9 protein-coding genes are annotated in these 12,996 nt (G+C 62.5%); 2 read left to right on the top strand and 7 right to left on the bottom strand.

The window, feature by feature from the left end; translation table 11 throughout:
* Window positions 1-83: 83 nt before the first annotated feature.
* A complete protein-coding gene (gene betC / locus GA0071314_RS01860; RefSeq protein WP_074395050.1) occupies window positions 84-1,598 on the bottom strand; it encodes a choline-sulfatase in 1,515 nt (504 codons plus the stop codon).
* A gap of 278 nt (window positions 1,599-1,876) precedes the next feature.
* Here betC and GA0071314_RS01850 point away from each other — a divergent pair, with 278 nt between their 5' ends.
* Both GA0071314_RS01850 and GA0071314_RS01845 read left to right on the top strand, forming a co-directional pair.
* Complete coding sequence (locus GA0071314_RS01850; RefSeq protein ID WP_074398387.1) at window positions 1,877-3,628, top strand: sodium:solute symporter family protein; 1,752 nt, start codon at window positions 1,877-1,879, stop codon at window positions 3,626-3,628.
* Between the two features lie 105 nt (window positions 3,629-3,733).
* Window positions 3,734-4,621 (top strand): DMT family transporter, encoded by an 888-nt coding sequence (locus GA0071314_RS01845; protein ID WP_074395048.1) that lies wholly within the window; start codon window positions 3,734-3,736, stop codon window positions 4,619-4,621.
* Window positions 4,622-4,697: 76 nt separating this feature from the next.
* Here GA0071314_RS01845 and etfB read toward each other — a convergent pair whose 3' ends face one another.
* The 6 genes from etfB to GA0071314_RS01815 all read right to left on the bottom strand — a co-directional run bounded on the left by etfB (window position 4,698) and on the right by GA0071314_RS01815 (window position 12,794).
* On the bottom strand, window positions 4,698-5,528 hold the full coding sequence (etfB, locus tag GA0071314_RS01840; RefSeq protein WP_074395047.1) for an electron transfer flavoprotein subunit beta: 831 nt from the start codon (window positions 5,526-5,528) through the stop codon (window positions 4,698-4,700).
* Window positions 5,518-6,786, bottom strand: a complete 1,269-nt coding sequence (gene etfA, locus GA0071314_RS01835; RefSeq protein ID WP_074395046.1) for an electron transfer flavoprotein subunit alpha — start codon at window positions 6,784-6,786, stop codon at window positions 5,518-5,520. The genes etfB and etfA overlap by 11 nt, the downstream gene beginning before the upstream one ends.
* Window positions 6,783-8,801, bottom strand: coding sequence for a (Fe-S)-binding protein (locus GA0071314_RS01830; protein WP_074395045.1), 2,019 nt, complete (start codon window positions 8,799-8,801; stop codon window positions 6,783-6,785). Before GA0071314_RS01830 ends, etfA begins: the two co-directional genes overlap by 4 nt.
* Before the next feature lie 170 nt (window positions 8,802-8,971).
* Window positions 8,972-11,056 carry a dimethylglycine demethylation protein DgcA gene (gene dgcA, locus GA0071314_RS01825; protein WP_074395044.1) on the bottom strand — a complete coding sequence of 695 codons (2,085 nt, stop codon included), beginning with the start codon at window positions 11,054-11,056 and terminating at the stop codon, window positions 8,972-8,974.
* Between the two features lie 23 nt (window positions 11,057-11,079).
* Window positions 11,080-11,625, bottom strand: coding sequence for a DUF5943 domain-containing protein (locus GA0071314_RS01820; protein WP_074395043.1), 546 nt, complete (start codon window positions 11,623-11,625; stop codon window positions 11,080-11,082).
* 191 nt (window positions 11,626-11,816) lie between these two features.
* Window positions 11,817-12,794 carry a dipeptidase gene (locus tag GA0071314_RS01815; RefSeq protein ID WP_074395042.1) on the bottom strand — a complete coding sequence of 326 codons (978 nt, stop codon included), beginning with the start codon at window positions 12,792-12,794 and terminating at the stop codon, window positions 11,817-11,819.
* Between the last annotated feature and the right edge of the window lie 202 nt (window positions 12,795-12,996).

The raw sequence follows: 12,996 nt of genomic DNA, 5'->3' as shown, positions 1-12,996 counted from the left end.
ATCAGTGATAGCAAAAACGCTAAACGCGAGCATACCCCTTCCCAGCGCCGTGCCCCGGCCGCTTATCTTTTCGCGAGCGTGGCTCACTCTCCGCGGGGAAACCGCTGGGCCTCTTCGAGTATGTTGAGGTCCATGTGGTTGCGCATATAGCGCTCCGAGGCCACCTGCAGCGGCTGATAATCCCACGGATAGTAGGCGCCGTTGCGCAGTGCTTCGTAGACGATCAACCGTCTCGCCTGGCTTTCGCGCACCTCGGCGTCGAAGCGCGCCATGTCCCAGCGCTCGCGGCATTGCTGTTGGAAGTCGGCGAGTTGTTCGGCATGCGCCGGATCTTCCGCCAGATTATTCAACTCGTGCGGGTCTTCGGCGAGATTGAATAGCTGCGGCGGATCAAGCTCGCAATGGTTGAACTTCCACTGACGATGCCGGATCGTGATCAGCGGCGCGTAGCTGCCCTCGGCGGCGTATTCCAAGCAAACCGGTGTATCGCGCCTTTCGCCCTTCATCAGCGGTGCCAGCGACTCGCCGTCGGTCCACGGTTCGATGGCACTCAGGTCGATACCCACCAGATCAGCCAGCGTCGGATTGATATCCAGCGCAGACACCGGCGTACCGACACACTTGGGCTCAAGACCCGGCGCACTGATCATCAGCGGTACGCGTGATGAGCCTTCGTAGGGGCTCATTTTGAACCACAATCCGCGCTCGCCAAGCATGTCGCCATGATCGGAGACGAACAGAATGATGGTGTTGTCGAGCATGCGGGTGCGCTCGAGCACGTCGAGAATACCGCCCACCTTGTCGTCGATGTAAGACAGGTTGGCGAAATATCCTTGGCGAGCACGGCGGATATTCTCGGGCTTTATGTCGAACTGGGTATAGTCGTTGGCATCGAAGAGACGCTGCGAGTGCGGATCCTGCTCGGCGTAGGGAATCTCACCCACCGTTGGCTCGAGATGCTCGCAGTCACGGTAGAGATCCCAGTATTGGCGGCGCGCTACGTAGGGATCGTGGGGATGAGTAAAGCTCACGCATAATGCCCAGGGGCGTTCGTCATGACCGCGCGCCAGGTCGTAGAGCTTTTGCTCGGCGTGGAAGGCAACCTCGTCATCATACTCCATTTGATTGGATATCTCGGCGATGCCGGCCCCGGTAACAGAGCCCAGGTTGTGATACCACCAGTCGATGCGTACACCAGGGGTGCGATAGTCCGGCGTCCAGCCGAAATCAGGCGGATAGACATCGGTCGTCAGGCGCGACTCGAAGCCGTGTAGCTGATCCGGGCCGACGAAGTGCATCTTGCCCGAGAGACACGTTTGGTAGCCAGCGCGCCGCAAGTGGTGCGCCCAGGTCGGAATGCTCGACGGAAACTCGGCAGCGTTGTCGTAGACGCCGGTACGGGAGGGAAGTTGACCTGACATGAAAGCCGCACGCCCGGGAGCACAGAGATAGCTCGGCGTGTAGGCATTGCGAAAGCGCACCGAGCGCTCGGCCAGTGCCTTCACGTTCGGCATATGCAGAAAATCTGCCGGGCCATCTTCAAACAGCGTGCCGTTAACCTGGTCGGCCATCAGCACCAGAATATTGGGTTTTGTCATCGCTGCCTCTGGGGTGTGGTTAGGGTGACGGAAGAAGCCTCAGCTTGCGTTACAAAGACAAAGCGGCACAAACGATTTATTTAGGCTCAAAGCCCCAGCTTAGCTGGGGCTCAGCGGCCGACCCACCCAGCGTTGCCTTTTGTGCTGCCACGACGCGACGTCCCGACTTTTTAACGGCATGTCGTAATTCTTTCATTGGGTGCCGCTGGCGACTATGAGCGTGCTTATAAAGCGCTGCACCATGACGGCACAATGTTAACAACCCCATGGTTATGCTCATGATTTATACCATCGCAATACTGTTGAGCCTGGTCGGCTATTTTGTCATCGGGCATCTGGCTGGGCGGCGCGTCAAGGGACTGGATGACTACCTGGTCGCTGGCCGCAATGCGCCCACTTTCTTTATCCTGGGTACGCTGGTGGCCAGCTACCTGAGCACCAGCGCCTTTCTCGGCGAAACGGGCTTTGCCTACCAGGGCTATCCGTTCGTCATGCTGATTTTTGCGGCGGTCAGCACCTCGGGCTGCCTGCTGGGGGCCTTGGTGTTCGGCCGTTACCTGCGCCGTAGCGGCGCCAAAACCGTGCCGGAGTTTTTTGGCAAGCGCTTTGCCTCGCGGCGCGTCCAGGTCATTGCCGGGCTCACCACGGTCATCGGCCTGGGGGCGTATCTGCTGGGGGTCATGCAAGGCGCGGGCATCATGTTCGCCGAGCTGACCGGCATGCCCTACTGGGTGGGTCTGGTGCTGGTGTGGATGACCTACACCGGCTTCATTCTGTATTCGGGCTCGCCCGGCGTGATGATCACCGACACCGTCATGTTCGTGATTTTTTCGCTGGCCGCGGTGGGCGGGTCGCTGTATGTCATTCAGGATCTTGGCGGCTGGAGTGGCGTCGTTGAGGGGCTTTTAACCCAGACGGACAAGCCCGGCATTGGCCTGTGGCATGGGGTGATCGAAGGGCCTGATGCCAACTTCTCCTCTCCCGGCGAGGCGCTTGTCTGGGGCCTGACCCTGGGCCTTGTCTGGGCGGCGGTGCTGGCGGCAAGCCCCTGGCAGTCCAGCCGCTACCTGATGGCTCGCAACGAGCACGTGGTCATGCGCTCGGCCATGCTGACGGCGGTGGCGCTCGCCGTCTTCTATGCGCTGATGATGATGACCGGCGCGGCAATCAATCTCTACGACCCGACCCTCGAGCCCGAACGTTCCATGGTCTGGGTGGCGCTCAACATCCTGCCGACCTGGCTTGGGGTGGTGATTCTCACCGGGGTGTTTGCCGCCGGCCTGTCGTCCTGCTCGACGTTCCTGTCGATCATCGGCTTTAGCCTCTCCAACGATATTCTCCCTGCCTCGCTGGACGAAAAAAAGGCCATGCGTAAAAGCCGTATCGCTGTGCTTTCGGCGGGGCTTACAGCTCTATTGCTGGCGCTTTTTCAGCCGCCCGCGGTCATGGCGGTGGTCTGGTTTGCCGCCACGCTGTTTGCCTCCTCCTGGGGTCCGGTGGCTTTGATGAGCATCTGGAGCCGGCGGATTACCGCCGCCGGGGCCAGCTGGGGCCTGGTGGTCGGATTTGTCGGCAACCTGGTCCTATCGTTAATGGCGCAGGCCGAGTGGATCAGTCTGCCAGTGTATTTACACCCGGTGCTGTTGAGTACGCTGATGGCGCTGGCGGCAATCGTGCTGGCATCCACCATGACCCGCGTGAGCCAGTCCGAGGTAGACTACCGTGCGTTTCTGCATGAGTTTGATACCCGGGCGCTGAGCGGCTGGGTGTCCGGCACCCGCTGGATTGCGCTATGTACCATGCTCTCCGGGGTCGCTATCGGGCTGTTTTTGTGGCAACAGTATGCGGTCACCCTGGCGGGCTTCGCCGAGCGCTTTGCGCTCTCATCAGGCGCGGTTCAAGGCGCCTACCTGCTGGCAGTAGGTTGCGGCAGCATGCTGCTGATTGCCGGGGGCGTGGGCTACTGGATAGTGCGCCCTCGCCATCAGCAAGCCGCTGTTGCGCGCGCAACCATGGCAGACAATCGCTAAGCGCAGGGCAGCCGAGCGAGCCAATGACCATTGGCCCGCTGCGCATTTCTCAACCGCTCGCCTAACCGGCGGGCGGTTAGCTTTTTACCCGCCGGGAGTAAGTCAATGCAGCTAAGTTCGTACCAACGCGGTCTGCTTACGGTAGTCCTAGGCGTGGTGTTCCTGAGCTTCGACGGATTGCTGATACGCCTGGCGCGCACCGACGGCTGGACCATCGTGTTCTGGCGCGGTTTGTTGATGTTTTGCGTGCTGGGGCTTCTGTGCTGGGCAGGCAAGCGGCTTGCGACGCTCTGCAGCAACCCGTTTTCCTCATTGGCCTCAGCCCTGCTGCTGGGCCTGATATCCAGCCTGTTTGTGCTGGCGGTCATGAACGCCAACGTGGCCAACGTGGTGGTGATCCTGAGTACCGCGCCGCTATTTGCCGCGCTGTTTTCGCGGGTTTTCCTGGGCGAAAAAGTCGCGCTGCGAACGCTGGTGGCCATTGCCGTCTGCATGCTGGGCATGGGCCTGGTATTTATGGGCGAGGGAGCCATGGGGATGCTAACCGGCAACCTCTATGCCTTGGCAGCCGCGGCGGCCATCGGTGGCAACCTGACGCTGCTGCGCCGCTATCCAGCGATTGACCCTATGACGGTAATTGCCGGCGGAGGGCTGCTCTCGGCGGCCATTGCCCTACCCATGGCCTCGCCGCTGACGCTGGATGCCCAGCGTTATGGCGTACTGGCCCTCATGGGCCTGGTGCAGATGCCGCTTGCCACGGTGCTGATCAACAGCGCCACCCGCTACCTGCCGTCGACGGAGGTGGCGCTGTTCTACCTGGTCGAAACCGCATTGGGCACGCTGTGGGTCTGGTGGCTGCTGGGTGAGACACCCACGACCTCGACGCTTATTGGCGGTGGCGTGGTGATTCTGGTGCTGGTCGTGCACGCCTGGATCGGCTTGCGCCTGGAAAGACAGCGCCTGCTGCTTTATCCGGGGTTTACCAGCCAATAGCACGCACGCCTCAACAAAAGAAAAGCCCGCCAAAGCGGGCTTGAAAGAGGGTTAGCAGCGTGATGCGCAAGCAACGTCAGCGCAGTACATCCTCTTCCTTGAGCAGCTTGTAGATCGCCTCGGCGCCCTGCTCGGGGGTCACGTCGGTGAGCACCTGCCCGCCCTTGCCCTCCGACTTGGCGGCTGCCGCCTTGAAGCGATCCCTGGCCGAAGCGGATTTGACGATCTTCAGACGCTTGGGCCGTTTACGCGCGGGGGCCAGCTGCCATTGCGCCAGCTCGCTGTCGGCTTCAGGATTGGTGGGTGCGAACGCGAAGGTGGCCCGACGCGCCGGACCGAAGGCGCTTTGGCGAGCCGCCGGGGCCGCTTCGTCCACGCTGATGATGGCCGGGAGGCGCACCTGGAGTCGGCGACGCTGCCCCCGGGGCAATGCCTGAAGCAGCGTCACCACGCCGTTTTCCACCGACTCGACCGCTGCCAGACCGTTCACCAGCGGCCAGCCCAGGCGCTCGGCCAGGGCATAGGGCAAAAGCCCCGACCCTTCACCGCGCTCCGCCCGGGCGCCGGTGATCACCAGTTGGGGCGCGGCGTTCGCCAGGTGCGCCGCCAGCGCGGGAATGGCGTCGCTGCCCTCGGGCTGCTCGAGCAGGGTCATGGACTCAAGCCCCATGCCAGCGCCTGTGGACATACCTAAGTAGCCGCGCAGGGCGGCTTCGCTGTCATCATCCTGAGGACCCGCGTGCAGCACGCTGATCCGCATATCCGGCAGATCCGCCTCCATGGCCAGTGCAAGCTCCAGCCCCCGGGCATCCTGCTCGGCGCGCCGCGGGCGACCGGTGGTTGGGTGGCGACCGATGGAGACCAGTACCGCCACGTCGATTCCCTGTTGCTGTCGTTCAGGCTGCATCGCGCTGCCCTCCCCGCTGCTGTTCCACCATGTCCACTAACGCGGCCAGGATCTGGGTACTGTCGCCGATCACCGCCAGGTCGGCGCGCTTGATAATGTCGCACCCCGGATCGAGGTTGATCGCCACCACCTTGTCGCAGCGCTGAATGCCCTGCAGGTGCTGGATAGCGCCCGAAATGCCCACCGCCACATAGACCCGGGCAGTGACCCAGGTACCGGTCGCGCCCACCTGCCGGTCGCGGGCCATGAAGCCGTCGTCCACCGCGACGCGTGACGCGCCTTCGGTCGCGCCGAGGACGTTCGCAGCGTGATGGAAAGCCTCCCAATCCTTGACGCCGTTGCCGCCGGAAAGGATGAACTCGGCCTCGTCCAGCGCCACGCCGGCGGGGTCCACCGCCACCTGCCCCAGGTCTTCAATGCGGGACAAGTTGGTGGGAATTGACGCCGAAAGGGTCAGGTGCTCGGCTGCGTGGCGGGTCTCGTCCACCGGCTCGGCACACTCGGCCAGCGCCAGCGCCACCCGCGGTAGAGGCCGTTGAATATCCAGGCTTCCGGCGCCGCCCCGGGCCGTACACTGCCAGCCAAGCGGTGCGTCCTGGTCGGCCTCAATCTGCCACACCCCGGTGGCGGCCCGCTCGCCCAGACGCAGGGACAGCCGCCGCCCCAGATCGGCACCGCCCAGCGGAGAGTCCGGTAGCAGCCAGAAACGCGGCGCCATCTCCCGCTCGACGGCGCTTAACACCGCCAGGCGTGCCTCGGGGGCGAAGCCTGCGTAGCGCTCATCCTCAAGGTGCACGACGCAATCGATGCCGGCTTCGCCTAGGGCGTCTTCCTTGTGCTCGCCGAACAGGATCGCCACCACGGCGCCTGGCTGGTCGGCGTCGGCATCCGCCACGCGCCGGGCCAGCCCCAGCAGGTCCTTGTCGTGACCGGAGAGACGTCCACCGGTCATGTCGGGCACCACGGCCACCAGGAAGGCGGGCTGCTCAATGGTCACCGTGCGCCGACTATCGCGTGCCGCCGCAGCGGCGGCGGGTGACTGCCCGCCCTGCTGGAGGCCGCTACGGTCAATCCGCCTGACGCCATTGGGGCCGATAAAGCCGATGGCACGCGGGTCCTTGCGCACCACGCCGTTGGGGCCCATCCATTCGCTGGTCGCACCACCGCCCATTGCAGCCAGCACCGTGGCGTAGTCGGGATGCAGACGGTTCCGGGCGATCCACTCGCGACGCGGATCGCGACGTATAATCTCGCTCATACGGTCACCTCTTCAGCCGTTGCGTTTGCTGCCGGCCGGCGGGACGCGTCGGGCGCATCGGCGGCGGGGCGCTCAACCAGCGCATCGGCCACCAGCTCAGCGATGTCGCGCACCTCGGCGCTGGCATCCACCACACCTTCCAGCATGGCGGTGCACTGCGGGCAGCCCACCGCGACCAGTTCGGCCCCGGTCTCCTTGACGTCGTTCATGCGCATGTCGGGAATCCGCTGCTTGCCGGGAATATCGGTGATCGGTGCCCCGCCACCGCCACCGCAGCAGCGCGAACGGAAGCCGGAGCGCTCCATCTCCTTGACCTCGATACCCAGCGCCTTGAGCACGTTGCGGGGCGCCTCAAACTCGCCGTTATAACGGCCCAGGTAGCACGGGTCGTGATAGGTGACGCTGCCGCCCTTCCAGGGGGCAAAGGACAGCCGACCGGCTTCAAACAGCTCGGCGATAAAGGTGCTGTGGTGACGCACCTTGTAGTTGGCATTAACATCGGGACCGCCCAGTTCGCCGTACTCGTTACCCAACACATGAAAACTGTGGGGGTCGCAGGTCACAATCTGCAAGAACTGATACTTGGACAGGGTGGCAATATTGCGTTTCGCCAGGGACTGGAACGTCGCCTCGTCGCCCAGACGCCGTGCCACATCGCCGCTGTCGCGTTCTTCATTACCCAGCACCGCGAAGTCTACCTCAGCGGCTTTAAGCACCTTGATCAGGGCGCGCAGGGTGCGCTGGTTGCGCATATCAAAGGCGCCATCACCCAGCCACAGCAGCACGTCGACCTGCTTGATATCGGCCATCAGCGGCAGGTCGAGATCCGCCGCCCAGTTGAGCCGCGAGCCGGGGTCGAAACCACCGGGATTGTCAGTGGCGATCAGGTTGTCGAGCACCTCGGCGCCTTTGTTGGGCGTCTTGCCCCGTTCCAGGGTCAGGTGGCGGCGCATATCGACGATCGCATCCACGTGCTCGATCATCATCGGGCACTCTTCCACGCAGGCGCGGCAGGTCGTGCATGACCATAGCGTATCGGCGTCGACCAGCGCCTTGCCTTGTAGCGCCACAATGGGCCCATGGGGCGAGCCCGCGTGTTCACCTACCGGTTTGCCAGGGTAGGGAGAGCCGGCATAGGCGGCATCGCTGCCCCCGGCCATGCCCACCACCATGTCCTGGATCAGCTTCTTGGGGTTGAGCGGCTGACCGGCGGCAAACGCCGGACACACCGCCTCGCAGCGACCGCATTGCACGCAGGCGTCGAAGCCCAGCAGTTGGTTCCAGGTGAAGTCGGCGGGCTTTTCCACGCCCAGGGGCGCTGCTTCATCTTCCAGGTCGAGCGCTTTGAGGCCCGTCGACCGGCCGACGCCCCCATTTTTCGTGGAGAAGCGCTCGGCGCGACGGTGGAAGGCCAGGTGCAGGGCGCCGGCGAAGGCGTGCTTCATGGGCCCGCCCCAGGTCATGCCGAAAAACATTTCCCCCAGGCCCCAGGCCACGACGCCCGCCAATACCAGCGCCAGCAGCCAGCTGCCGCTTCCTTCAAGCAGACCTTCGGGCAGCAGCCCCACCGTGGGCAGCGTGATCAGAAAGACGCCCAGCGAGAACGCCATCAGGCTCTTGGGCAGGCGCATCCAGGGACCTTTGGAGAGCCGGGCGGGGGGATTAATGCGCCGCCGCGCGACAAACAGGCTGCCAATAAACATGGAGGTGCTGGCCAGCAGCAGCAGCCCTCCCAGGATCGGGCTTGCCAGCCCCAGCCCGTGCACCAGGATCATCAGCACGGCGGCCGCCACGAAGCCACCGGCGGTAGCCACGTGGGTGTTGGAAATCATCTTGTCGCGCCCCACCACATGGTGCAGATCCACCAGATAGCGGCGCGGCACGGCCGCCAACCCCTTGAAGAAATTGACCGGCGAGGGGCGCCCCTGACGCCACAGGCGTATACGGCGTACAGCGCCGATCGCCGCCAGCGCCAGGGCGGTGAAGATTAATATCGGCAAGAGCGTTTCGAGCATGGTGCTCACCTCATGGCTGGAACAACTAGCGATCGCATCCGGGAATACCGGTAGCGGGCTGTTGCGAGGGCGCTGTAAACCCATCCCTGGGCGCTACGTTTGCCATCCATGGCAAACAACCCTCGCAACAGCCCGCTACCGGCGCCCAGATCCCCTGCTTCAAGCTCGCGTTAAAAGTCCTTGCAGATCCGCAGGGCATCATAGATAGCCGCATGGGTATTTCGCGGTGCCGTGCAGTCGCCCAGGCGGAACAGCAGAAAGCCATCGCCTTCCTCGCCTTTCTCATCAACCAGGCACGGCTGCGGTTTGATGGCGTACAGCGCCTCCAGGTCCACCTGTCCTTTGTTGCGGGACTGGGCTTTCAGGGCGTAGTAAAGCGCTTCATCGGGACGCACGCCGTTCTCGACCACCACCTGATCCACCACGCGCTCTTCCAGGGCACCGGTGTACTCGTTCTCGAGCACCGCCACCAGGCCATCACCCTCGCGGTAGACCTTGTGCAGCATCAGGTCCGAGGACATGATCACCTCTTTCTCGTAGAGGCTGCGATAGTAGGTGGGGAAGGTGGTGCCGCCCACCGCCGCGCCGGGTTTGATATCGTCGGTGACGATCTCCACCTTGGCGCCCTTGTCGGCCAGGTAATCCGCCGCCGAGACGCCGGAGAACTCGCAGATGGCGTCATAAATCAGCACGTTCTTGCCCGGGGCGACCTTGCCGCTGAGGATATCCCAGGTGCTGACCACCAGGCTCTCCTCAGGGTTCTCGTCGTAGCCCCACTCCGGGAACTGGCTGAGGAAGGGCTGGCCGCCGGTGGCCAGCACGACGATATCCGGGCGCAGGTCGAGCAGGGTCGCCTCATCGGCGCGGGTGCCCAGGCGCAGATCGACTTTCAGCCGAGCCAATTCCAACTGAAACCAGCGGGTGATACCGGCAATCTGATCGCGCTGTGGGGCCTGGGCGGCAATGGTGATCTGTCCGCCCAAAGCGTCAGCAGCCTCAAACAGAGTGACATCGTGACCGCGCTCCGCAGCGACCCGCGCTGCTTCCATACCGCCAGGGCCACCGCCGACCACCACGACTTTGCGCTTGGCGCCTTCGGTCTTCTCAATGATATGCGGCAGCCCCATGTACTCACGGGACGTGGCGGCGTTTTGGATACACAGCACATCAAGGCCCTGATACTGGCGGTCGATGCAGTAGTTAGCGCCCACGCACTGTTTAATCTGGTCGATCTGGCCCATCTTGATCTTGGCGATCAGGTGGGGGTCGGCAATATGTGCCCGGGTCATGCCGACCAGATCGACATAGCCCCCTTCGAGAATACGCTGGGCCTGGTTGGGATCCTTGATGTTCTGGGCGTGGATCACCGGCACGTTCACCACTTCCTTGATCCCTGCCGCCAGATGTAGGAAAGGCTCTGGCGGGTAGGACATATTAGGAATGACGTTGGCCAAGGTGTTGTGGGTGTCGCAACCGGAGCCGACCACGCCGAAGAAATCCACCATGCCGGTGGCATCGTAGTAGGCGGCGATCTGCTTCATGTCGTCGTGGGAGAGGCCATCCGGATGGAACTCGTCGCCACAGATCCGCATGCCGACGCAGAAGTCGTCACCCACTTCAGCGCGCACCGCCTTGAGCACTTCCATACCGAAGCGCATACGATTTTCGAAGCTCCCGCCCCACTCGTCGGTACGCTTGTTGACCCTTGGGCTCCAGAACTGGTCGATCAGGTGCTGGTGCACGGCAGACAGTTCGACACCGTCGAGCCCGCCCTCTTTCGCTCGGCGCGCGGCCTGGGCGAAGTCACCAATGATGCGCCAGATCTCCTCTTCCTCAATGGTCTTACAGGTGGAGCGGTGCACCGGTTCACGGATACCCGAGGGCGATAGCAGGGTCGACCAGTCAAAGCCGTCCCACCGCGAGCGGCGTCCCATATGGGTAATCTGGATCATGATCTTGCCGCCATGCTTGTGCACGGCATCGGCCAAGTTCTGGAAGTGCGGGATGATGCGGTCGGTGGAAAGATTTACCGAGCTCCACCAGCCCTGGGGGCTGTCGATGGACACCACCGACGAGCCACCGCAGATACACAGGCCGCAGCCGCCCTTGGCCTTTTCCTCGTAGTACTTGACGTAGCGCTCGGTGGTCATGCCGCCGTCGGTGGCATGCACCTCGGCGTGAGCGGTACTGACCACGCGGTTGCGGATGGTCAGCTTGCCGATGTCGATCGGCTCGAAGATTGCGTCGAATGCCATGATGTTCTCTCCTCGTAGCCGGGTTAGCGGGCGCCGTCGGTCAGCGGCTTGACGTCAAAGATGCCCACATCGCAGTCAGGCTCGGCGGCACTCTGGGTCTGCTCGGCGACGGTGCGCAGTGAACTGCCACGTGCCGCGAGGATCTGGTCCATAGCCCCGGCGAACCAGCCGGTGAACATGTACTCTTCTTTTTTTCCCGTCTTGCCCAGCTGGTAAACAAAGGCGCTGTGCTCTAGACGCACGCTCGCTGTACCGGCATCGAGGTCGATGTGCTCGGTAATAAAGAGTCCCCAGCCGCGCTGGGAGAGGCGCAGCATATAGTGCTCAAAGACGGCCACGCCCTCGATCCCATGGCATTCGGCTTCTTTCTCGCACCAGTGCCAGGCGCTCTTGTAGCCGGCGTGGTAGAGGATCTCGGCATACTTCTCGGCACCCAGCGCCTCTTCGACGGCCACATGGTTGTTGATAAAGAAGTGTCGCGGTACATACAGCATCGGCAGGGCGTCGCTTGTCCAGACGCCGGTCTCGCTATCCACTTCGATGGGCAGTGCAGGGGCCAGTTTGGTCACGGTTATATTCCTCAAAATCATTGTTCTTCAATACATCTGGCTTGGCAGTCTCGGGGCTGGTTCGGCGATAGACCTGCGAGGAGGCGCTGTGAACCCATCCCTGGGCGCTACCTTCGCCATCCATGGCGAAGAACCTCCTCTCCGGCCTATCCCCGACGCCCCGATCGCGTCCAGTGTCGGTCTCAGTTCAATCAGGCACCCCATACATCCTTCAATACCCGCACCCAGTTCTCGCCCATGATCTTGCGCACCTGGGACTCGCTCATTCCGCGCTTCAGTAGCGCCTCGGTCAGGTTGGGAAACTCACCAATGGTGCGAATGCCTTCGGGGTTGATGATCTTGCCGAAGTCCGTCAGGCGGCGGGCGTAGCCCTTGTCATGGGTCAACCACTCGAAGAACGCTTGGTCGTGCCCCTGGGTGAAATCGGTACCGATGCCGATGGCGTCTTCACCGACGATGTTCATGATGTACTCGATGGCCTCGCAGTAATCGTCGATGGTCGAATCGACACCCTTCTTGAGGAACGGTGTAAACATGGTGACGCCGACAAAGCCGCCGTGGTCGGCAATGAACTTCAGCTCTTGATCGGATTTATTGCGCGGATGTTCTTTGAGACCTGAGGGCAGGCAGTGGGAGTAGCAGACCGGCTTTTTGGACTCGAGGATGACTTCTTCGGACGTTTTGGCACCCACGTGGGAAAGGTCGCACATGATGCCGACGCGGTTCATCTCGGCGACGATTTCGCGACCAAATCCGGAGAGCCCGCCGTCGCGCTCGTAGCAGCCGGTACCCACCAGATTCTGGGTGTTGTAGCACATCTGCACGATGCCCACGCCCAACTGCTTGAAGATCTCGACATAGCCGATCTGGTCCTCAAAGGCGTGGGCGTTCTGGAAGCCGTAGATAATGCCCGTTTTGCCCTCTTCTTTAGCGCGGGTAATATCCGCGGTGGTTCGCACGGGGCGTACCAGGTCGCTACATTCCGCCATCAGCTGGTTGGAGGCGACAATGTTATCGACCGTGGCCTGAAACCCCTCCCACACCGAGACCGTGCAGTTGGCGGCAGTAAGCCCGCCGCGCCGCATGTCTTCAAGCAGCTCACGGTTCCATTTGGCGATAATCAGACCATCGATGACGATAGCGTCATCGTGCAGTTCGGTGGGGGTCATGGCTAAGCTCCAGCAACATTGATGAATGTAGCGAGCATAGCGCTGACGTTGGGGTGAACTGCTCTTGGAAACGACAGCGGAAATTCCAAAAACGTCATTGTGTCTTGAACACGACCACTACGCGTGCTTCTGCCAACATTGCCGCCGAATAACGCCAAAATAGCCAGTAGCGATCATAAAAAACGTGCTACCCGGCAACGGG

The organism is Halomonas sp. HL-93 (assembly GCF_900086985.1).
Lineage (GTDB): Bacteria > Pseudomonadota > Gammaproteobacteria > Pseudomonadales > Halomonadaceae > Vreelandella.
The sequence above is the reverse complement of the archived record's forward strand: the minus strand, read 5'-3'. Positions and strand labels throughout refer to the sequence as shown.